The organism is Riemerella columbina DSM 16469, from assembly GCF_000374405.1.
Taxonomy (GTDB): Bacteria; Bacteroidota; Bacteroidia; order Flavobacteriales; family Weeksellaceae; genus Riemerella; species Riemerella columbina.
In genome coordinates, this window is sequence record NZ_KB894262.1 from 13,847 (window position 1) to 36,597 (window position 22,751).

Genomic DNA, 22,751 nt, shown 5'->3' on the forward strand with positions numbered 1-22,751 from the left:
AATATGAAACAATTAATATATTTATTTTTAGGATTAAGTCTTTTATCGTGTAACCGATATTTGGACGAGACGCCGGACTCTAAGTTGGATATTGAAATAGATTCGGAAGATAAAATTGCAGAATTGCTTACAGCGGCTTATCCTAGAGCGAGTTATTTCCCGTTTTTGGAAGCGATGTCTGATAATACGGAGCGTGTAGACAATGGTATCCATACCCGTTTGAACGATGCTATGTACCATTGGCAAGATTTTGAACAAGAGGATTTAGATACACCACTTAACTATTGGAATGATGCTTACAGAGGTATCGCACAAGCCAATCACGCATTGGAATACCTTAAAAAATTTCCTAATAAAACCAAAAGAGTTAAAGCCCTGTATGGCGAGGCACTTTTGCTAAGAGCCTACTTGCACTTTATGCTGGTTAATATTTGGGCAGAAGCGTATAGTCCCAATTCTGATGCTAAAGGCATTCCTTATGTAACCAAACCCGAGAGAAATGCAATTCCAGAATATAAACGACTAAGCGTTCAGGAGGTTTATGACCATATTGAAGAAGATTTGTTGCTTGGTATAGCAGCTTTGGACGACCAATATTATAAGGTGCCGAAATACCATTTTACCAAAAAATCTGCCTATGCTTTTGCAGCGAGATTCTACCTCTATAAAGGCGACTGGGAAAAAGTTTTGGTATATTCTAATTATGTTTTAGAAGACAATCCGAGGGTGCTCATCAGAGATTGGGCGAATAAATATGAGAAGCTCAATACCACGCCAGATTTAATTCCGCAAGTCTATTCTTCCGTAGATGAGCCTGCCAATTTGCTTATTACCACCACACAATCTCGGTGGAAACGAGATTTAGCCCGACTAAAATATGCCATGGGCGAAGGGCTTAAAAAAGACCTTTTTGCCAGCTTTGCACCTAAATATTCTGCCTCGTTTTGGTATTGGAATCTAACCCAAGGCAGCACTACAGGCAACCGCTTTATCAATAAATTTACGGAACTCCAAAACTTCCAAGAAACGGGCAGCAACCCTCGGGAGGTTTATGTTCCTAATATTTTATTCACAACAGATGAAGTATTGCTTAACCGTGCTGAAGCCTACACGATGCTCAAAAGATATGATAAAGCCGCGAATGATATTCTGATTTTTATGAGTCTTAAATCGCAGAAAACATTCATCAAAGATGAGTTACTGGTGGCCTTTCAAAATGGGCATGAGAACTATACACCGTTCTATCCGCTGACCTTTTACCAAGGTTCGTTGGTCAATACCATTGCTGAACTCAGAAGGCGAGAGTTTGTCCACGAAGGGCTCCGCTGGTTTGACATCAAACGCTTCTATCTCACCGTGAATAGAAATCAAGCTGGAGATGCCTATGACCTCAACAAAATCCTGAGAAAAGAAGATGAAAGAAAACTTTTACAAATTCCTCTACAAGCTCAAAAACTGGGCATAGAGCCTAACCCAAGATAAAACCTCATTATGAAATATACCCTATTATCCATTTTTGTTTTTTCATTATTGTTGTGTGCGTGTAACTCTCGCGAGGAACTTAGCACAGAGTCCGTCCTCATCAGTGAGATTAAGCATACCGATAGCTTAGACCAATGGCTCTACCAGACATATACTAAGCCTTATAATATTGAGGTAAAATACCGCTGGGATGCCAATGCCACAGGGCTCACACAGACCACCACGCCACCTACACGCGAGCAAGTGAAACCTGTTATGCAAGCCGTTAACCAACTTTGGATTGAGGTTTATGAAAAGTTAGTAGGAAAGGATTTTTTAAAACGCTATGCTCCAAAGGAAATCTATCTTTATGGTGGGAAAAACTTAGATACAGAAGGTTATGAGCAAATTAAAAGCACCCACGCACCCTTGCAAATGCCTTTATTTAAAATCAATGATTTCAAAGAATCAGATTCGGCTTCTGTAGCCCAAGTGATGAGAATGGTACACCATCACTTTGCCAAAGCGCTTATTCAACAAAAGCCTTTCGATAAGGAGGCATTTTCTCAACTCAATTTCTACGCTTATAAAGATAATTGGGGTAAACTTTCGCCTAACGATCTCTACCATCTTACCACCCGCGCTTCGGATTTTGGATACTATAGCCTCTTGGCAGCCAGAGGCGGTGTGGAAGAAGATTTTGCAGAAACTGTAAGCACGATGCTTTGCAATACCAAGCAAGATGTAGACTATATGATTTACGACTACGCAGGCTATATAGATCCTTATAACCCTGATGACAAAGAGCGTGCCCAAAAAGCAGTAAAAACCTTAACGAGCAAAAGGGAATTTGTCATTAAATATTTTAAAGATAATTTTGATATCAACTTTAATCGTTTACAATTTGAAAGTAATGCCCAAATCAAAACTTATCTAAAATAGCGACTATAGCTTTATTAAAACTTTGGAACAATGAAAATTTATATTTATTATATTATCGGTGCTTTTTTATTACTACAATCTTGTAGGGATAAAGAAAAAAATATCTACACAGAAACGCCTTTTCGAAGGGCTCAAAATAGAATTCTAGAATTAAGAAACGAGTTGGTAAATGCTGAAGACGGCTGGCTGATGACTTACTTTCCAGATGTAGATACACTAAAGTTTTCTGACCCGACTAAAAATATCAAAACTTGGGATAATGCAATTTATTTTCTAAGTCGTGAATTTGGAAAAGGGGGGTATCAATTTTATATGAAGTTTAATGATAAAGGGAAGGTAGAAATGCTTTCCGATTCGGATTATAATAATTCTAATGTCATTAAAACAAGTGATTTTGAAGTAAAACAAAGCACTTATACCCAATTGAGTTTTACCACGCAAAACTATATTCATCAACTATTAAAAAGTGATTTTCTGTTTTGGAAAAAAGATGAAGACGGAAGATTGATTTTTAGAACCAATAATTATGTAGAGGAGGGGAGAGAGTATATTGTATTAACAAAAGTACATTTGGAAAATCATAAGCCAGAAGAATTGATGTACGAAACTTATCGCCAAAAATTTACTTTTGAAAGACTATATAATCCGCAATTAACCATCAAAGATAGCGAAGACGGCATACAATTTAAAAGTAATTTGCAAACTAGAAAACTAAGTACAGAAGAGCGATATACTGTATTTGTTAAAAACTGGCAACCCAACTTATACAATAGTTCTTACTATTCGGGCTTAGGTTCGGGCTATATGCCTACGGAAAAGGGATTGCTTTTTTACCCAGGAATTAAGCTAAAAGATGGAGTTGTCTTTAGAGAATTTATAAAAGTAGGAAATGTGTACAAAGCCAGTGCAGGAGGTTATGCCGCAGAAATTACACCCAATTAAAAAATAAAAATATGAAAAATATATGGATATTATCCTTATTTGTAGGATTAATGTTTGCAGGATGCAATGAGAGAAGTGAAGATTTGCCAGATGAGGATTACAACGCTTTATTTCCTAATAAAGGAAAGATTGATAAACCAGATATTGATTATACCAATATGACGCCTATGGTTTGTGACCCTAAGGAAAATGAAATGAATTTCCAGTATCCAGGGGTTGATGTTAAAAAAAATGTAAGAAACTATACCGTAACGCTGAAGTATCAATTTACAGAAACTAAGGCTAATAATATGGGAGGCGATAGTCGTTCGCAGTTTGATTTGAAATATGTAACTAAAGATAAAACCTTAGTAGTGTTAAGAAGTTATAGTGAAGATGGAAAACCTGCGGATATTGAAAACGGAAAAGAATACGAGATGAAGTTTAAAGTAAAATCGGGGTATCCACTTTATCTATCTGTATATGGAGCAGGCTACGACTTATTTAAAATGAAGGCGACCATCCAAGCAAAATCTGATGATGGCATTGTGGTATCACCAGTGATTAAATATGAAACTTCTTTCTATGCTGATGGATTTACAGAAATGACGCCTTATTGCGAAAAAATAATATTACCTTAAAAAAATAATTAAATAAAATAGTATGAAAAAAAGATTAATTCTTACCTTAATGCTCTCTACGCTAGCCCTTACCTCTTGTTCTAGAGATGGAGGCGGTGGAGACAATGGTGGTGGTACCAATCCACCCGTAGTTAATGAATCTTACGATTATAAATTTTCTAGAGATGGATTTTCAACCGTAGATTTTAAAGAAGGTGAAGCCTTAATCAACTTATTTTATAAGTTGGATAATGGATTGAAGAGTGCCAGTAGATTCTCAAAAAACTATTATCAGGAGAAAGGCGTTTATGGAAAAAGTCTAGATGATATTACTGCAACATCTATTGGATATTACCTTAAGAATACGACATTGAAAACCGAAGTAAAACAAGATATAGACCATTATTTTGAGGACTTAGTACTTATCGCAAATGCGAATCAAGAGGCTAAGAAAGGAATCGCAGGTTGGATTGGCTATGATGAAGAAAGACGCTATGTGAATGGCTATGGAGAGGAGACTGGTCAAGTGCTACAAAAAGCTCTAATGGGTGTGGCATTGCTAGATAGAATCAATAATCATCACCTGAGTTCAGAAATTTTAAATGATGCAAAACTTCAAAAAGATAATTCTAATATAGTATTAGTTTCTGGTAAAAAATATACTGAATTAGAGCACCATTGGGATATGGCATTTGCCTATTTAGGAAAAGAAAATTCGTTATATAAACCATTATTTATTGCGAACTATTTAGAAAAAGAAACTAAAGACATGCTTTTTTTAAGAGGAGTGGATGAGCGCGTATATAAGGCTTACTACAAAGGAAGAAAGGCTGTAGTGAGTCAAAACTATGATGAAATGAAAAACCAAGCCGAAATCATCAATAAAGAACTAGGAACTCTATTTGCAGCAAGAGCAATTTATTATCTTAAAAAAGCTCTGCCAGACATGAAAGAAGATGCTAGAAATGCATTCCATGGCTTGTCAGAAGCTCAAGGTTTTATTTATGCACTTAATTCAATTAGAAAGGCAGATGGTACGCCTTATCTAAGCCACGCTGAAGTTCAGCAGTTGCTTACTGATCTTAGAGGGGCTGGTGGCTTTTGGGATGTAGACCGATTAGCAGCAAGTAAAAATACCAAAGGATCTTTACTGAATATTTCAGAAAGAATTGCTAATAAATTTGGCTTTAAATCAGAAGATATTTAATAAAATTATAAAATAAAATATTATGAAAAAATTATTACTAATCCCAAGTTTTTTGATGGCATTGCCACTATTTTCACAAAATATCATCACTAATCCAAGTTTAGAAGAATGGACTGAAGAGTATTACTTTGGAAAATGGGAATACTATCCCACCACATGGATGAAGACCGATGCTATACAATCATCCGACAATCCAAAAGATGGAAATTACTGTGCCGAGCTCAAAACAGGAAAATATATTAGATTTAGAAATTTATCGGGTATTGAAGCCAATGCAACATATGTCCTCACTTTCTATATTCATGATACCAACCCCAATAGAAATATTAGAAGTAGATTGACTTGGTTAAATAACAGTGGAATATCACTAAATTCTGAAGATAATGTTCACGAACAAAACCAAGCAGGTTGGATCAAAATTGAAAAAGAAATTACCGCACCTAATGATGCAGTAGGTTTTAACCTAAACATCAACACTGATGGTGATATTAATGCTGATGTTAGTAACTCTATGAAAGTAGATCTATTTAGTTTTGAGAAAAAGGAAAATATGGGTACTCACGAAATTTCTGCTAAAGAGGCTAAAATTTTTGTACAACATAAAGTATTACACATCACTACAACTCAAAAATCAACGCTGAAAATCATCAATCTTAATGGGCAGACTTTAAAAACTGAAACCGTTAATGGTAATACTGAGGTAAATGTTGGCGCTTTGCCAAAAGGGGTTTATGTAGTGGTTTTAGAAAGTGCAAAAGGGATATTTTCTAAAAAAGTGATGTTTTAATTAAGAAAATAAACCATATTACTTACACCACAACTGCTTTATCTTTGTTGGTAAAGCAGTTTTTATTTTGTAAGGTTTAACTATATGAAATCGTGATTTTTATCATGAATCAAGAGTTTTTCTTGGTCATGAAATAAGATAGTGATATTTTTACAAGGTCTAAATAAAATAAATAATAAATTATGAAGAAAATATTATTTTCTGGGCTTATCTTAGCCTACACTATGGCAACTGCACAAACAGTTAATATTCCAGATCCTGTTTTTAAGGAGATCTTAGTAAAACATAAATATCCGAAAATTGATACCAATGATGACGGAGAAATTAGCGTTGCAGAAGCAGAAGCGGTGACTACAAAGCTTGATATTTCCGACAAAAGTATAAATGATGTTACAGGTCTTGAAGCTTTTAAAAATGTAGAAGAAATTCAAATGTATTATAATGGCGGAACATTATCTTTACTAGATTTAAGTGGAAATACTGCGCTTAAGAAATTAACTGTGGAAGGCTCCAATCTTACTTCATTAAACCTAAGCCAAAATACAGCTTTAGAAAACTTAAATTGTAATGTCAATAGTTTATCTTCACTAGATTTAAGCCATAATCCTAATCTTAAAATTTTAGAGTGTGGAGAGAATCAGTTAACCAATTTAGATGTATCTAATAATACTACTTTAGAAAATATCACTTGTTATGATAATCAATTAGAAAATTTAAATTTAACAAATAACACTCAATTAACTTATCTTTCTGCTTACAATAATGAACTCAAAGATTTAGATATCAGTGCTAATACAGCATTAACTCAAATTGATTTAGAAAACAACAAGTTAGAATCTTTTAATGCAAGCCAAAATCCTAATCTTATCAAGCTAATCTTAAAGAATAATAAATTGAGTAATCTTGATATTTCATTTGGAGACTATATGAATTTCAGTGATTTGGATATCCGTGATAATACTGCATTGACATGTGTTAGGATCACTACTGGACAGTCACCAAGTAGCACATGGCAGCAAGATGCTGGCGTAACCTATAGTGATGCTTGTGGTACCATGGCAGTACAAGAGGTAAAAGCAGATCAGTTTGTAGTTTATCCAAACCCAACAAATGATGTTGTGTATGTAAAATCTTTTAAAACACCATCTGAAATTGTGGTATATGATTTAGCAGGACATGCGGTATTGAAGAAATCTAGCCAAAATAGTGTTAACTTAAAATCTTTAAATAAAGGAGTTTATTTATTACATATTGTGGTAGATGGTCAGGAAGTAGTTAAAAAAGTAGTTAAAAACTAATACTATTTTCTAAAATTACTAAACCAAAAACTCCCGTTTATTGAAAAGATAAGCGGGAGTTTTTTTAATTGATTAATATCGTTTTAATGTAAAAAATGTCTCATTCCCGTAAAGAGCATGGGAATTTGATGTTCGTCGGCGGCTTCTATGCTTTCGTTATCGCGCATACTGCCACCAGGTTGGATGATCGCTGTGATACCCTCTTTAGCACAAGTGTCTACCACATCTCGAAATGGGAAAAAGGCATCAGAAGCTAAAACCAAATCGCCTTCGAATTTTTCTTTGGCTCTTTCAATCGCTTGTTGGGTTGCCCAAATACGGTTCACTTGTCCACCACCTACGCCTAAAGCTTGTTTGCCATTGGTTACTACTATCGCATTAGATTTTACATATTTTACCACGCGCTGAGAGAATAGTAGTGCTTTGTGTTGTGCTTCTGTTGGTTGGGTTTTGGTTACCACTTGGATGTCTTCCGAAAATTGATCATCAGCATTTTGCACCAACATTCCACCATCTATTTTAACCCAAACTTGAGGGTCAGATACGGGATGCTTAATTTTAATTATTCTTAAATTTTTCTTTTTTCTAAGGATTTCTAAAGCCGCTTTATCAAAATCGGTCGCCATTACAATTTCTAGAAAAGTTTTGTTGAGTTCTTCGGCAGTCGCTTGGTCTACTTTATAATTCATCGCGACAATACCACCGAAAATAGAAATAGGATCGCACTCAAAAGCCTTTTGATAAGTTTCTAGCGCCGAATCGCCAATAGCTACGCCACAAGGTGTAGAGTGTTTTACAGCACAGCACGCCATATCGTCTTTAAATTCATTTACCACTTTCCAGCACAAATCCATATCTCTTAGATTATTGAAAGACAATTCTTTACCGCCCAATTGTTCAAAATCTTTCATAGCACCTTGTTGTACAGTAGAAACATAATATGCTGCCGATTGGTGCGGGTTTTCACCATATCTAAGGTCGGCTACTTTTTTATATGAAGCATTGAGGTATTGTGGATATTCTTCATCTAATAGCATCTGAGCAATAGCAGCATCATAGGCAGAAGTAAGGTTAAAGACTTTCCCCGCCAAAGTTTTACGCGTTTCTAATTGTGTGTCGCCAAATTCAGAAATTTCTGCTTTTACTTTATCGTAGTCTTCTACATTGGTAATGACGGTAACGGCATTAAAGTTTTTTGCTGCTGAACGCAACATAGAAGGTCCACCGATATCAATAAATTCTACCTTTTCATCTAATGAAATGTCTTTATTGGCATTTTCAAAAAAAGGATAAAGGTTCACGACTACCATATCAATTAGTCCAATCTGATGTTCTGCTATGGTTTTCATATGTTCTTCATTGGAACGAACGGCGAGCAATCCACCATGAACTTTAGGATGAAGGGTTTTTACTCTACCGTCTAGCATTTCTGGAAATTCGGTCACTTCATCGATTTGGATGGGCGATAGCCCCGCGTCTTTTAAGTGTTTAAAAGTACCACCTGTAGAGATGAGTTGGTAATTTTGTTGTTCTAAAAATGTTGCAAATTCTGTAAGTCCCGTTTTGTCGGATACGGAAATAAGTGCTCTTTTCATTATTTATTTTTTATTTTCTTTTGGATTTAAAACTTTTTGAATGGCTTTCGGGAATATCTCGTATTCCACTTGATGAATTTTTTGGGCTAAAGTTTCGGCGGTGTCGCTAGGTTCTACTTTTACTTTTCCTTGTAGGATAATCTCGCCCTCGTCTATACCTGCGGTCACAAAATGTACAGTGGCACCGCTTTCGGTTTCTTTAGCATTGATGACGGCTTGGTGCACATGGTTGCCCCACATCCCTTTACCTCCATATTTTGGCAGTAGGGAAGGGTGTAGGTTGATGATTTTACCCGCGTATTTTTCTGTAAATTCAGCATTTAAAATAGATAAAAAACCTGCGAGTACAATCAAATCAATATCAGGGGGAAGTAATTGGTCTAGGTGCTGAGAAAAATCTTTTCCTCTAGGAATCAATTGATGAGGAATATTATGGCGCTGAGCGCGTTCTAAACCATAGCAAGGTCGGTCAGCCACCACGAGTGGAATGGTAGTATTTTCAATTTCCTCTTGATTGATAGAATCTATAATTCTTTCTAAATTAGTTCCAGAACCCGAAACGAGTATTGCAATTTTTTTCATAATAAAATCTTAATACATTGTACACTAATACATTATTACATCAGTACATTTCTACATCAATATAATAACTCAATTTTCTCTTCCCCTTGTACTATGGTTCCAATCTCGTAAGCGTCTGGCAATAGGGCTAAGGTCTGCTGTGCTAAAGCGGCATCTACAATCACGACCATACCCACACCCATATTAAAGGTGCCAAACATCTCTTCGCGTTGGATATTCCCGCGTGTTTCACATTCAAGCATGATATTTGGAATTTTAATGGCAGTTGTATCAATTTTAGCACATAAACCATCTGGGATTATTCTTGGCACATTTTCTATTAATCCACCGCCTGTAATATGAGCAATTCCAGAAATGTCGACTTCATATTTAAGTTTAAAAATATCTTGATAATACAGTCGAGTTGGGACGAGTAAAGTTTTATATAATGGCTGACCTTCAAATTCCTCTTCAAAATCTGGAAATACTTTTCTCACTAAAGAAAACCCATTAGAATGAAATCCAGAACTTGGCAACGCGATGATTTTATCACCTGCTTTTATTTTAGACCCGTCAATAATTTCATCTTTTTCTACTATGCCAACACAAAACCCTGCTACATCATAATCCCCAGGTTGGTACATACCTGGCATCTCTGCCGTTTCACCACCGATTAAGGCACATTCGTTATCCTTACACGCTTCAGTAATCCCGAGTACAATTTCGGCAGCCACATCAGAATTGAGTTTGCCACACGCCAAATAATCTAAAAAGAATAAGGGTTTAGCCCCATGGCAAAGGATATCATTAGCACACATGGCAAAGCAGTCGATACCAATCGTGTCAAAAGTTTTGGTATCAATTGCGATTTTTAGTTTCGTTCCCACGCCATCTGTCCCAGAAACCAATACGGGATTTTTATAGCCAGAGATTTGGTAAAATGCCCCGAAACTGCCAATGCCATTCAGGACATTAGCATTATGAGTTTCGCTGACGGCTTTTTTTATTTTGTCTACGGTTTTGTAGCCTTCTTCTTTATCCACACCTGCGGATTTATAGGTAGAGTTCATAGTTTAATATAGATTGGAGTAAGTTTTTAAATAGAGTATAAAAAAACAGAGACTCGCTGACGAGCCTCTGCTTGATGTTATAAGCCAATATTAGTATTCACTTTTAGTTTTCTAAGGATATTTTTTGGGATACCATCTTTGTGAAGTAAGATTCCCGTAGTTTTATATTGTACATACGGCTTGGTTACATAGATATATCCTGCAAAATCGTTGGTTGCTCCCCAAGAATTTTTTACCATATAGTATTCTTTACCATTTTGGTCTTTAGCCAAACCTACAATCTGCATTCCGTGGTCGTCGGTTGTTGTTAAGTTGTTGATAGCCTCTTGACGCATATCTTCGGTAATGGTTTTGTCGGCTTTAGGACCATTGAATAATTCTTTGCGTGTAGCACTATTCATATTATCCAAATCTAAATTCGGAACATAAGCCACTCCATTAGCATAAGAAAAATAAGGTTCTGAAACATCTGTTGCCCAACCTACGGTATAGCCGTTTTTAATGGCATTATCAATAATCGTTGTCAGGTCTTCCATCGGTACATTCCAAATCGCCTCATGGCTCCAGTTGTCTGGAATAGGCACTACAAATTTTTGGTAATAGGGATAGTCTTTATAAGATGTTAATTCTACATAATCTTCTGGGACGATGCCCACTACTTCCTTAGCAAAAGTCTTTGGAGTGTATTGCTTTCCTTTATAAGTGAATGAGCTTGGGTATTTCCCTAGATAGCTATCTAAAATTGCATCTACATTGCTTAGCCAGTTGGCAGAAAGTTTTTTACCTGGGTTTTTTACATAGGCATCTAGCATGGACTTGATAACCGCTTGCATTTCTGCAAAATTATTTCTCGTTTGTCCATCTTGTAGCCCTGTATACGCTTCTTGTGGTACTGCTCCGTATTTGCGATACATATTAATCACATCATGAAGTTCGCCACCATCGCCCCAAGAAATAGCGCCACCATTAAGGACATACAATTTGGCTTTGTCATGATAAGAATTTCTAGCGGTAAAGATTTCTGCTAAATCTACGGGCTGTTTTCCCATTCTAATCATTTCCGATTCTAGGAAAGAGTTTCCAGAATAACTCCAGCAAGTTCCTGATGAGCCTTGGTCTTTTACCGAAGTTACCCCATTTTCTTTAATAGTGGTAAATTGGAAATCAGGATTTTCGGATTTGTTATTTTTTAAACTATTCACTAAGCCATCTTGTGCAAAACAAAGGCTTCCTATAGATAAACAAAGGGTTGCTAAAAATTTAGTTTGTGTCATAATTAATTAAGTTATAAACTATTATTTGATTTATATTAAAATATTCAAACTTTTGGGAAGGACTTCAATCTGGATGGGCGAAGGAATTACAGTATGTTCACCATCCAAATGCCAGTCGTTGCCTTCGGTTTCAAATGTAAGGTTTGCGGTAGAGAGGTAAGTTACAAATTGATCGGCTTTCATGGTTTTAGAGAACAATCTGGCGACAAAAATTGGTGCGTACCAAACTGGAAACTTATTTACCAGAACCATTTCTAGCTTACCATCGTCCTGCAAAGCTTGAGGTGCAATATACGCATTATTTCCAAATTGGCGGGTATTCGCACAATTGAACATGAGGTATTTTCCACTAAACGACTGATAATCTTGGTCTAAAAATTTAATAGTAATCGGTTGGTAACTAAAAAAAGTCTTGATACAGACCTTAATATAGTTTAAAAATCCTCTACTGGTTTGCTCAAAATTCTTAGCGACAAGCCCATCAAAACCGACGCCTGAAACATTAATAGAAAAGTGGTCATTCACTTTAAAGGTGTCGATGCTTTTATATTGCTGTTGTTTTATTTTATTGATGAGTTGGTGTAGGTCTTTATTAAAGTGGGTTTCTTTAGCAAATCCATTACCCGACCCTGCGGGATAGATACCCAAGATTTTATCGGTGTGGATTAGGGCTTGAGCAACGCTAGAAATGGTGCCATCGCCACCCACCGCTACAAAGATTTTAACCGTCTCAAAATGGTCTTGGATAAATTGCTGCGTATCCTCCAAAGATTTTGAGATATGATAAATGGCCTTTGGCATTAAGGCTTGGCACTGACTTAGAAAACTATGATAGTTCCCTTTTGCCGAATTTGGATTAATAATAAATGCGACTGCTTGCATAGCCACAAAAATACTAAAAATTGTTTTGATATTAGATTTTAGAGCTTAGAACTTAGAGTTTAGATGGATCAAGTATTAATGTAAAGGTGTAAAGATGTACTGATGTAAAAAGTATAAATGTACCAGTGATTTAGACCTTAGAGCTTAGAAATTAGAATTTAGACATTGAGCCATAGGCAATAAGCAGTAGGCAGAAAGCCACTCCTCCCTCATTACTCAAAATTTGCTTTAGGCGGCAAGCAGTAGGCTACAAGCAATAATCCCCTCATCACTTTTAACTCAACACTCAGCTCTTAATTTATAATCTATAATTTTTCATTTATAATTAACTTAAAACTTTTACCTCCATTTATAATTACTCAAAAATTCCCTACATTTGTCTTTAGAAAATATTGATTATGAACCGACTTTCTAAACGCGTACAGCGCCTGAGTTATTCTCAAACTTTTGTAATGTCCAACACAGCCAGAGCCATGAAGGCAGAAGGGATAGATGTGATTAGTTTAACTTTAGGAGAACCCGATTTTGATGTGCCTGAAAAAATAAAACAAGCCGCCAAACAAGCCATTGATGAAAACTATAGCCACTATTCGCCAGTAGCAGGATTTCTAGAACTGAGACAGGCGGTATGCCATAAACTAAAACGCGACAATCAGTTGCATTACGAACCTACACAAATTTGCGTATCTACGGGGGCTAAGCAATCTATTTCTAATGTTTTAGCCGCCCTTATAGACGAAGGCGATGAGGTGATTTTACCAACGCCCTACTGGGTAAGTTATGATGAAATGGTAAAAATGATGGGTGGGACTTCGGTATTTGTAGAAACCAATATCAATACCGATTTTAAACTTACCCCAGAGCAAATAGAACAAGCCATAACTCCTAATACAAGAGCAATTTTATTTAGTTCACCATGTAATCCATCAGGGAGTTTTTATTCTTATGAAGAGCTGGAAGCCTTAGCCAATGTATTGGCAAAATACCCAGAAGTCATCATTATTTCTGATGAGATTTATGAGTTTTTAAATTATGAAGGTCAGCACACTTCTATCGCTCAATTTCCTCAAGTGTTTGCTCAGACGGTAGTTGTTAATGGTGTTTCAAAAGCTTATGCAATGACGGGCTGGCGTATTGGCTATTGCGCAGCACCACAATGGTTGGCTTCGGCGTGTGATAAAATACAAGGACAAGTAACTTCTGGGGCAAATACCATAGCCCAACGCGCTTCTATAACAGCCTTAGAAATGGATCCTAAGGAACTTCAACCCATGATTGATAAATTTAAGCAAAGAAGAGATTTAGCCTATCAATTGGTATCGGAAATTCCAGGCTTTAAATGTAATCTACCGAAAGGGGCGTTCTATCTATTTCCAGATATATCTTATTATATTGGAAAAACCTTGGGCGATACTGAAATTAAAAACTCAGATGACTTTGCGATGTTTTTATTAGAACATGCTCATGTGGCTACTGTGGGAGGGGTGTCTTTTGGAGATGACCGCTGTATTCGATTCTCTTATGCCACTTCCGATGAGGTGATAAAAGAAGCGATGAAACGCATCAAAGATTGCTTAGCACCATATGCAGTTTAACATTAAATGATATCATTAAACCTAATAGTTTTTATCTATTAATAATAATTGGTTTCGCTGAGATTTGGTAGTATCTTTGCAACAGAAATTAATCAAAAAATATATATCATTATGACTTTAGTAGGAAGACAGTTCCCGAACATTACAGTAGACGCAATGTCTGAAATGGGAGACGATCTAAGAATCAATGTGCTTGAAGAAGCAACAAAAAACAACAAAAAAGTATTATTATTTTGGTATCCAAAAGACTTTACTTTTGTATGTCCAACGGAACTCCACGCGTTTCAAGAAGCGTTAGGTGAGTTTGAAAAAAGAAATACCATGGTAATCGGTGCATCTTGTGATACTAACGAAGTACACTTTGCATGGTTAAACACACCAAAAGATAACGGCGGTATAGAAGGGGTAACTTACCCAATATTGGCTGATACCCACAGACAACTAGCCAATGCTCTAGGTATTGTAGACCAAGATTTTGATTATGATGAAGAAGGAAATGAACTTCTTTCTGGTTCTAATGTTACCTACAGAGCAACTTATCTTATTGATGAGACAGGAAAGATTTTCCATGAATCTGTGAATGATATGCCATTAGGTAGAAATGTAAAAGAATTTTTAAGATTAATTGATGCTTATACGCATGTTCAGAAGCACGGCGAAGTTTGTCCTGCAAACTGGGAAGAAGGTAAAGAAGCGATGAACGCTGATAGAAATTCTACCGCTGAATATCTTGCTAAGCACTAATCATTATTTCAAAATGATCTAAATCTAAGAGGTTTGAGTTTCAGACCTCTTTTTTAACCCTTAAAAATTTTAAAACATGTATCAAGAATTAACAGAAGATAAGCTGCAGGAGATTGTAAATAGCAACGAAAAAGTAATGGTTCAGTACGGCGCTTCATGGTGTGGTAACTGTAGAATTATGAAACCTAAATTTAAAAAATTAGCTTCTGAAAATGATGCTATTCCTTTCTACTATGTAGATGCAGAAAAACTACCAGAAAGCCGTAAATTGGCTAAAGTAGATAACTTACCAACTTTCGCTGCTTTTAAAGGGGGCGCATTGGTGAACCAAGTGCAAACCAACAAGGTGGATGGTCTAAACGATTTATTCAACGAAATTAAATAATCTCAAAATTAGACTACAATGAAATTACCAGTAATTAGACAGTTCTATCAAAATAATACGCCAGAAAACCTAGCTGCTACTTTAGAAGTGTTAGAAGCCTTTACCGAATTTAGAGGGGTTTCTGATGAAGAAATGAATGTGGTAGGAGAAATGATTACCAATATTTGTGGCGCTATGGAAGTTCACCATAGTGTGGAAGAAGGTATGGCAGAAAAAGATGCACTTAATGCCTTTGCCCAGAAAGTCATGGGCTCTATTGATAGATAGAAAACACATCAAAATAAATTTTTCATTACTGCACTTTCATCCAAAGTGCAGTTTTTTGTTATCGATAGGCTGAAGCGTATTTTAAATTTTCTATTCTATATATTATAATGAAGAATTTTTTGTAAATTCGCACTAAATTTTATTCCATGAAATACGATATTATTGTTATAGGGAGTGGTCCTGGGGGCTATGTTACGGCGATTAGAGCGTCGCAATTAGGTTTCAAGACTGCCATTATAGAAAAAGAAAACTTAGGCGGTATCTGCCTGAACTGGGGGTGTATCCCTACCAAAGCCTTACTAAAATCAGCACAAGTGTTTAAATATATTAACCATGCTGAAGATTTTGGTTTAAATAAAGTAGAGGGAAGTTTTGATTTTCCTAATGTGATCCAAAGAAGCCGTGGCGTAGCCAATAAAATGAGCAAAGGGATTGAGTTTCTAATGAAGAAAAACAAAATCGATGTGATTTTTGGAACGGCTAAAGTTAAAAAAGGTAAAAGTGTAGTGGTAGAGAAAGACGGTACTACTAAAGACTATACGGCAGACCATATCATTCTGGCAACTGGGGCGCGTTCTAGAGAGTTACCTAATTTGCCTCAAGATGGTAAAAAAGTGATTGGCTATAGACAAGCGTTATCCTTACCAGAGCAACCCAAATCTATGATTGTTGTAGGTTCTGGAGCTATTGGTGTTGAGTTTGCGTATTTTTATGCAACGATGGGAACTAAAGTTACCATTGTGGAATTTATGCCAAACATTGTTCCAGTAGAGGACGAAGAAGTCTCTAAGCACCTTGAAAAATCATTGAAAAAATCAGGTATAGAGGTCATGACTAATGCGTCTGTAGAGTCCGTGGATACTTCTGGTAGTGGCGTTAAGGCTCAAGTGAAAACTGCAAAAGGTAATGTTACGCTAGAAGCGGATATCGTACTTTCAGCAGTGGGGATTACCTCTAATATTGAAAACATAGGATTGGAAGAAGTGGGTATTAAAACTGAAAAAGGAAAAGTTTTAGTGAATGAATGGTACCAAACTTCTGTACCGGGTTACTACGCGATTGGAGATATTATCCCGACCCAAGCCTTAGCCCATGTGGCATCTGCAGAAGGAATTACTTGTGTAGAAAAAATTAAAGGACTTCATACTGAAACTATTGACTATGGCAATATTCCAGGTTGTACTTATTGTGCACCAGAGATTGCCTCTGTAGGTTTGACAGAAAAGCAAGCCAAAGAAAAAGGTTATGAAGTAAAAGTAGGCAAATTTCCATTCTCAGCAAGTGGTAAAGCAACTGCTAACGGTGACACCGATGGTTTTGTAAAAGTAGTATTCGATGCGAAATATGGTGAATGGCTAGGCTGCCACATGATAGGAAATGGGGTAACGGAAATGATTGCTGAGGCTGTAGTGGCTAGAAAATTAGAAACTACGGGGCATGAGATTTTAAAATCAGTACACCCACACCCAACGCTTTCGGAAGCCGTAATGGAAGCGGTAGCTGCAGCTTATGGCGAAGTTATTCATATCTAATCTCTATTCAATATTTTTAAATAATAGGCTTAGGTCAAAACTTATAATTTTACGGTTTTGACCTCTTTTTTACACAATCAAAATTCATAGACTCTAAGCTTATGATTATAACTTTATTAATTTTAAGTGTACTGATAGGAGTGATTTTAGGAAAGTTTCTAGGAGCAAGAGAGTATTTGGCAAAAAATCTATTAATCGTAAGTGCGGGTTTTTTAATTACGATATGTATTAATGAAGTATTTCCAGAGGTCTATGCAAGTAAGCAGTACAATATAGAATTATTTGTTATTGCTGGGGTTTTGCTTCAAATGATTTTAGAAGGTTTAACCAAAGGTTTTGAGCATGGGCATATCCATCACCACAATGAGACTAAACACATTCTACCAATGGCACTGATGGTGGGTATGTTCCTACATGCTTTTATAGAAGGGATTCCTTTAGCCCACGAAACTCATTGGAATTCCCCATATTTAATGGGAATTTTGGTGCATAATCTTCCAATTTCTTTTGTGTTGGGGGCTTATTTGCTTAGTGGCAAATCCTCTAAACGCTATGCATGGACGATTATTGGGTGCTTTGCATTGGCATCACCGCTGGGTTTGGTTTTAGGTCGATATTTTGAAATGCAATGGCAACCTTACTTTTTAGCCTTAGTAGGTGGTATTTTCTTACATATTGCTTCGGTTATGATTTTTGAAAGCAATAAAAACCATCAGATGGATTGGAAAAAGTTGTCCTTAGTGGCATTAGGAATTTTATTGGCGTTATTAGGGCATTTATTTCATCATCATTAACACTAAAAAATCCCATTCTTTATACGAACGGGATTTTTTTCATTTAAAACTTCATTTCTAAAGTCATATAATATTGTCGCGGTGCCGATGGGATAATCCCTGGACCAGGATAACCGGTGGCTCTTCGGGTAAAGTAGACTTCATTTAATAAATTATTCACTCCAGACTCTACTTTAAAATGTTGATTGATGCGGTAGGATAGGGATGCGTCTAGAATTTTGTAAGTCGGTATACTTCCGCGAATTCCCCAAACATGATCCGTTTTATCTGTAGGCTCGTTGGTGGCACTGGTAAATTGTTCGGACATATAACTGTATAGCACGCTACCTAAAAAGTTTTTGTATCCAAAGTTAATCCCTGATTTTAAATTCACCTTTGGTACATATTCCACTTTATTACCTTTAATCCCTGGAATTTCGGATTTTACATATTCCGAGTGGGTTAGAGCAGTATTAAAAAATATATTCCATTTCCAATCTTCGCTATTGCCGAGAAGCATTTTATTGAGATTAAAATCAATTAAAGACTCTACACCAGCAATAAATGCCGCACCGACATTGGTTCGTACTTTGGCAACATCAGAAAATAAGCCTTCTCGCTTACGAAATACATTGTCGATACGGTTGTTGTACCATAGTCCAAAAATATTGATGTCGTAAGAAATATTGTTTTTCCAATTGCCTCTAATGCCTAAATCCCCAGTATAGCCTGTTTCATCTTTTATATTAGGGTCTATCACTTGGGAATTATTCTCTACACGAATATCACTAAAGGTAACCGAACGGTAGTTTTGGGAAAAGTTGGCATAGCATTCAAACGCTTTCAATGGTTTGTACGAAATACCTAAGCCTAATAAAAAGAAATTTCTTTGGCGTTGTTCGGCTTCTTGGAAGGTTTTATTTAAAATCACATTACCTGCATTATCTTGGATGATACGCTGATATTGACCATCTGTTCCCGTATTAATCCATTCCCATCTTATGCCAGGTACAATAGACCAACTATCGCCTAGCTTAATGATATTTTCTGAAAATAACGCTATATTCTTATTAGGGTAGCGATAATCTGACTGGAAAAAATAGTTTTTATTCTGAGAGTCATAGTTGAAATCTGGACCTTTACCAGTACTACCCGGACCTTGTGTTCCCGTATTGTTGGCTTGGTAATATTTACCACCAATGAGGAAGGTGTGATTGTTTTTGCCGTAATGTTGCAGGTATTTGGCTTCGATACCCCAGTTTTTAAAATCCCCCGTAATTAAATCTCTTACCGCACCATCATAGTCACTATCCGCAACTTTGGAAGGACGATAGCCTAGAGAATATCTGGAAGCATTAAGCCCAAAAGCATTAAGGTTAATTTTAGCACGCTTTGAAAATTCGTGGTCTAATTTTACATTCCATAAATTCCAATCGACATGAAACCAGTTTCTAGCTCTTAAACTTTGGTGTGAATCTTGGTAAAACTGAGCATCGGTCAAACCACCCGGCTGGTGAGCCAAGTAATTAAACTTGGTAAGTTCTGTAGTGATTTTGGTATTATCCGTAATGTCGTAGCCGATATGAGCATAGAAATTTCTAGCGTTATATTCAGAATTTTCTTGGAATCCATCCCCTTGTTTATAATTGAAATAGGTGTAGTAAGAAACCTTACCTACGGTACCACTTAAAGCATTAAAAGTGGTATGCGTATTAAAACTGGCGTAAGTGTTTCGGCTGGTTAGTTCAATCGGCTTATTTTTTACGGGTGATTTTAGTTTAAAATTCATCAGTCCGCCAAACTGTGTTCCATATTGTAATGATGCCGCTCCTCTTACAATTTGTATTTCGTCTATCGCTTCGGCAGGTGGCGTATAGTAGCTTTCTGGATAGCCCAAAACATCGGCGCTGATATCGTAAGTGTTTTGTCTGGTGTTAAAGTTGGCCGATCGGTTAGGGTTCAGTCCACGACCACCAATGTTGAGCTGAAGTCCGCCATCGTTACTATCAAACACATTCACGCCAGACACTTGAGAGAAAACTTGTCTAGGGTTATTTAAGGCTTTATTAACGATTTTGACATCCATTAAAATTACCTCAGTTTTTTTTGCGGCGAAAATGCTGGTGCCTTCTACCTCTCGAAGTTTTCGGGATTCAAAAGCGTCTAGTTTTTTCTTAATAAGATGGACTTCTTTTATCTCTTGTACCTTTTCTTGAGCCTGTAAGAAAAATGGAGCGATGTATAAACTTAGGCTAAAAGCCTTTAATGCTGTCGTGGAACGGCAAAATCCATGTCTTGTGTTGGAATGATTCTTTTTCATGGGTTAAATCTACATTGGGGTTGATAAAGGGTTGACTTCTGCGTCCGTTGAGGGCAACATAAACTTCTGCATAAACTTTTGCATTTTTAACACCTCTATTTTTTTCATAATAATCTTTTAAGTAGTGGGCAAATTGAAGAATGAAATCGGGCTGGAAAGACATCTGCTTTTCCTGTATTGGGGTAAGAAAATCCGAATTTTCTACAATATAATACTCATCGGTTTCAGGATTATAAATTTTAAACTGGGCATAGCCTGCTTTTTCCATCAGCATCACCCGCCAAGAAAACCGAAATCCTTCCTCCGTCCAAAATAATTCACCAGGGTAAAGTAAATATCGCCAAGGAAATAGAATTTGGATGGTAAAGAACACTACTAATACTGCAAATATAGGCTTTTTAAGATGCTTGGGCAATTGATAAATCTCATGGTTTTGATACTTTTTAGGATTTAGTTTTAAATATCGGTATAGTGAGTTCCACAATTTTTGATGCCAAGATGGGGAAAAATAAATGGTAGCACCAAACATCATCACAAATGGAAAAATACCAATAGGAAATAATACCCAAGTTAAAGTATGGAAAACTACCACACTAATGAAAGCAAGTAAGCGGGTACGCTGGTTCCATAGCAAAAAAGGAATGCTTAAATCGTACAATGCCCCAGCCCAAGAAAATACATAGGCAGTAGGCGTTTTGTCTAGCCATTCGCCAATAATAGGCAAATAAAATTTGGAAGGTAGCCATAATTTAAGCGGCATCGCATCAACTAACCAATCTGAGTTAAGTTTACAAATCCCTGCATAAAAATAAATAATGGCCACTAAAAGTTTGATAACATTAACACACCAAGCAGGAACTAATTCTTTTCTTAGTGATGGATTTTTTTCTGCATCTACGGAATAAGCCACATTCATTGGTAGAAAAATCATCAAAAAACTTAGAATACTGATAAAGTAATAGTGGTTGAGGTAGTTGGTTTTGTCCATCAATTCAATATAAGTGAAGGTGAGGAAAAAGCCTACAATAGCAAAACGATAATATCGCCCAATCATAATTAAAAAAGCGAAAATACCCGCTAATGCAAAAAATCCGTAAGTGTATTGCCCTAAAGGTTTTACCCACTCAAAACCGTAATAACTAAAGAAAAATTGAGGTTGTATATAAAGGCTATCAATCCAGCCATAAACAAAAAATCGACTGATACTGATGAGCATCAATATACCAAAAAACAGCCTATAAGTGCTCAGAACGGAGGCACTTATAGGTTGCTTTAACAATTGATATTTAAATGATTTAGTCACCATCGGTATCTGCATAAGATATGGTAATATTAAGCGATTGTGCCATATCCACTTTTAAATGTGGTACATTTTTTTGCAAGTTATAATACGCATTTTTTAGTTTATTCAAGTCTTGTGTAATTTGAACTTGGAAATTTGGATTTAAGGCTTGGATTGCCGTTTCCGCTTGCGTAAATTGGTTATTGATATCTTGGGCTAATGTTTTATGGTTACTATTTTTAGTCGCCATATACTCTATGTATTGCTGGAATGATTTTCCCGTTTTACCATCCGCTCCGATACCTTGGAAAAATTCATGCATTGCTTTAGTGCCTAATAAGGCATATTCTCTATTGTGCTGAGGGGAAAATTGAGACTCTACCAAATGAGGTTTTGGTTGGTCGTTATCCTCTAAGAACATTGGGGTTAAAATCCCTGCGGGATAACCAATTTTACCTGCTCTTAAATATTTTTCATAATATTGAACATAGGCATTAGCAACTAAACTGACACTTCCAGAAGCGTTATTCCCTGTGTTATTAATAAATGATTGGCGGTTGGCTTTTAGGTCTGCTAACATTTCTTTTGATGAAACCACCATTTCTTTGGTAACTTCATAAAGGTAATCTTTATAATGTTGTGCATTAGTATTGGTGGTATATTTTTCAAGAATAGCTTGGTCGTTATCTCCGAAACCATTTAGTAAATAATCTACCGCTGGTAAGCCTTGTGCAATACTACCCTGATTAATTTGTGATAATAATCTAAATTGATAGTTCTTTTCTACGGCATTAGATTTTATTTTATCGGTATTGGTTGGATAAGTATTTAATCGGTATTGATAGTTCATATCACTAGCATCTGCTTTTCCAAAACGATAGAATCCTATGTATTGGTAGGCTTTATAAGCCTCATGTAGTGCCGTTCTAGCTGCATTAAGGTTAGCCTCGTTTGGATTGGCATTAAAGGCTTTAGTTTTTTCTTCTAGTGCAGTAGCTGCATCAGAAAATTTTTGGTTGTAAGGAATGACAAAATCGTCTACCCAGTGGGTTAGCATGGCAGTTCTATCAAAGCCATCTCCTTTGTTTTCTGGTTCCGAAGATACAGTACTATCGCCACCACAAGAGGTTACAAAAAGTAATAATCCTAATAGTAAGCTTAAAGAGTAATATTTCATGATATTTTGTATTAGCACAATACAGTCTTGAAAACTCAAGACTGTATTGTAAAGTTAT

At 36.3% G+C, this 22,751-nt stretch carries 21 protein-coding genes; 13 read left to right on the top strand and 8 right to left on the bottom strand.

Translation table 11 applies throughout. The features are described 5' to 3' along the window. The first annotated feature begins 3 nt into the window (after nucleotides 1-3). From C237_RS0109615 to C237_RS0109645, 7 genes are all read left to right on the top strand, one after another. Nucleotides 4-1,482, top strand: coding sequence for a RagB/SusD family nutrient uptake outer membrane protein (locus C237_RS0109615; protein ID WP_026315614.1), 1,479 nt, complete (start codon nucleotides 4-6; stop codon nucleotides 1,480-1,482). A 9-nt stretch (nucleotides 1,483-1,491) separates the two neighbouring features. Beyond that, complete coding sequence (locus C237_RS0109620) at nucleotides 1,492-2,403, top strand: putative zinc-binding metallopeptidase (RefSeq protein ID WP_033398935.1); 912 nt, start codon at nucleotides 1,492-1,494, stop codon at nucleotides 2,401-2,403. A gap of 30 nt (nucleotides 2,404-2,433) precedes the next feature. Further along, complete coding sequence (locus C237_RS0109625; RefSeq protein ID WP_018676281.1) at nucleotides 2,434-3,345, top strand: DUF4302 domain-containing protein; 912 nt, start codon at nucleotides 2,434-2,436, stop codon at nucleotides 3,343-3,345. Nucleotides 3,346-3,356: 11 nt separating this feature from the next. Next, nucleotides 3,357-3,965 carry a hypothetical protein gene (locus C237_RS0109630; protein ID WP_026315615.1) on the top strand — a complete coding sequence of 203 codons (609 nt, stop codon included), beginning with the start codon at nucleotides 3,357-3,359 and terminating at the stop codon, nucleotides 3,963-3,965. 22 nt (nucleotides 3,966-3,987) lie between these two features. Continuing rightward, nucleotides 3,988-5,151 (top strand): DUF4856 domain-containing protein, encoded by a 1,164-nt coding sequence (locus tag C237_RS0109635; RefSeq protein WP_018676283.1) that lies wholly within the window; start codon nucleotides 3,988-3,990, stop codon nucleotides 5,149-5,151. A gap of 22 nt (nucleotides 5,152-5,173) precedes the next feature. Continuing rightward, nucleotides 5,174-5,938: a T9SS type A sorting domain-containing protein gene (locus tag C237_RS0109640; protein ID WP_018676284.1), complete on the top strand. Its 765-nt coding sequence runs from the start codon at nucleotides 5,174-5,176 to the stop codon at nucleotides 5,936-5,938. A 182-nt stretch (nucleotides 5,939-6,120) separates the two neighbouring features. Next, nucleotides 6,121-7,236: a leucine-rich repeat domain-containing protein gene (locus C237_RS0109645; RefSeq protein WP_018676285.1), complete on the top strand. Its 1,116-nt coding sequence runs from the start codon at nucleotides 6,121-6,123 to the stop codon at nucleotides 7,234-7,236. Between the two features lie 83 nt (nucleotides 7,237-7,319). Here the strand turns inward: C237_RS0109645 and purH are convergent, their stop codons facing one another. The 5 genes from purH to C237_RS0109670 all read right to left on the bottom strand — a co-directional run bounded on the left by purH (nucleotide 7,320) and on the right by C237_RS0109670 (nucleotide 12,618). Beyond that, nucleotides 7,320-8,834 carry a bifunctional phosphoribosylaminoimidazolecarboxamide formyltransferase/IMP cyclohydrolase gene (gene purH, locus C237_RS0109650; protein WP_026315616.1) on the bottom strand — a complete coding sequence of 505 codons (1,515 nt, stop codon included), beginning with the start codon at nucleotides 8,832-8,834 and terminating at the stop codon, nucleotides 7,320-7,322. Then, nucleotides 8,835-9,413, bottom strand: coding sequence for a phosphoribosylglycinamide formyltransferase (gene purN / locus C237_RS0109655; RefSeq protein WP_018676287.1), 579 nt, complete (start codon nucleotides 9,411-9,413; stop codon nucleotides 8,835-8,837). 56 nt (nucleotides 9,414-9,469) lie between these two features. Continuing rightward, complete coding sequence (gene purM, locus C237_RS0109660) at nucleotides 9,470-10,462, bottom strand: phosphoribosylformylglycinamidine cyclo-ligase (protein ID WP_018676288.1); 993 nt, start codon at nucleotides 10,460-10,462, stop codon at nucleotides 9,470-9,472. Between the two features lie 77 nt (nucleotides 10,463-10,539). After that, on the bottom strand, nucleotides 10,540-11,736 hold the full coding sequence (locus C237_RS0109665) for a C1 family peptidase (RefSeq protein ID WP_018676289.1): 1,197 nt from the start codon (nucleotides 11,734-11,736) through the stop codon (nucleotides 10,540-10,542). A gap of 30 nt (nucleotides 11,737-11,766) precedes the next feature. Further along, on the bottom strand, nucleotides 11,767-12,618 hold the full coding sequence (locus C237_RS0109670; RefSeq protein WP_018676290.1) for a diacylglycerol/lipid kinase family protein: 852 nt from the start codon (nucleotides 12,616-12,618) through the stop codon (nucleotides 11,767-11,769). 398 nt (nucleotides 12,619-13,016) lie between these two features. On the opposite strand from C237_RS0109670, the gene C237_RS0109675 reads away from it, so the two are divergent. The 6 genes from C237_RS0109675 (at nucleotide 13,017) to C237_RS0109700 (ending at nucleotide 17,935) form a co-directional block, all read left to right on the top strand. Beyond that, complete coding sequence (locus C237_RS0109675) at nucleotides 13,017-14,213, top strand: pyridoxal phosphate-dependent aminotransferase (RefSeq protein ID WP_018676291.1); 1,197 nt, start codon at nucleotides 13,017-13,019, stop codon at nucleotides 14,211-14,213. 111 nt (nucleotides 14,214-14,324) lie between these two features. After that, nucleotides 14,325-14,957: a peroxiredoxin gene (locus tag C237_RS0109680; protein ID WP_018676292.1), complete on the top strand. Its 633-nt coding sequence runs from the start codon at nucleotides 14,325-14,327 to the stop codon at nucleotides 14,955-14,957. Between the two features lie 76 nt (nucleotides 14,958-15,033). Then, the gene (locus tag C237_RS0109685) at nucleotides 15,034-15,342 is read left to right on the top strand and encodes a thioredoxin family protein (protein WP_018676293.1); all 309 of its coding nucleotides are present in this window, start codon (nucleotides 15,034-15,036) and stop codon (nucleotides 15,340-15,342) included. 18 nt (nucleotides 15,343-15,360) lie between these two features. Further along, nucleotides 15,361-15,609 carry a DUF6952 family protein gene (locus tag C237_RS0109690; protein WP_018676294.1) on the top strand — a complete coding sequence of 83 codons (249 nt, stop codon included), beginning with the start codon at nucleotides 15,361-15,363 and terminating at the stop codon, nucleotides 15,607-15,609. 146 nt (nucleotides 15,610-15,755) lie between these two features. Beyond that, nucleotides 15,756-17,141 carry a dihydrolipoyl dehydrogenase gene (lpdA, locus tag C237_RS0109695; RefSeq protein WP_018676295.1) on the top strand — a complete coding sequence of 462 codons (1,386 nt, stop codon included), beginning with the start codon at nucleotides 15,756-15,758 and terminating at the stop codon, nucleotides 17,139-17,141. A 101-nt stretch (nucleotides 17,142-17,242) separates the two neighbouring features. Continuing rightward, nucleotides 17,243-17,935, top strand: coding sequence for a ZIP family metal transporter (locus tag C237_RS0109700; RefSeq protein ID WP_018676296.1), 693 nt, complete (start codon nucleotides 17,243-17,245; stop codon nucleotides 17,933-17,935). Nucleotides 17,936-17,978: 43 nt separating this feature from the next. Here the strand turns inward: C237_RS0109700 and C237_RS0109705 are convergent, their stop codons facing one another. Genes C237_RS0109705 through C237_RS0109715 form a run of 3 tightly spaced genes read right to left on the bottom strand, consistent with a single transcriptional unit; the run spans nucleotide 17,979 to nucleotide 22,693 of the window. Then, a complete protein-coding gene (locus C237_RS0109705) occupies nucleotides 17,979-20,234 on the bottom strand; it encodes a TonB-dependent receptor family protein (RefSeq protein ID WP_018676297.1) in 2,256 nt (751 codons plus the stop codon). Next, a complete protein-coding gene (locus tag C237_RS0109710; RefSeq protein ID WP_026315619.1) occupies nucleotides 20,167-21,540 on the bottom strand; it encodes an HTTM domain-containing protein in 1,374 nt (457 codons plus the stop codon). The genes C237_RS0109705 and C237_RS0109710 overlap by 68 nt, the downstream gene beginning before the upstream one ends. Continuing rightward, complete coding sequence (locus C237_RS0109715) at nucleotides 21,530-22,693, bottom strand: imelysin family protein (RefSeq protein ID WP_018676299.1); 1,164 nt, start codon at nucleotides 22,691-22,693, stop codon at nucleotides 21,530-21,532. Before C237_RS0109715 ends, C237_RS0109710 begins: the two co-directional genes overlap by 11 nt. Nucleotides 22,694-22,751: the final 58 nt, after the last annotated feature.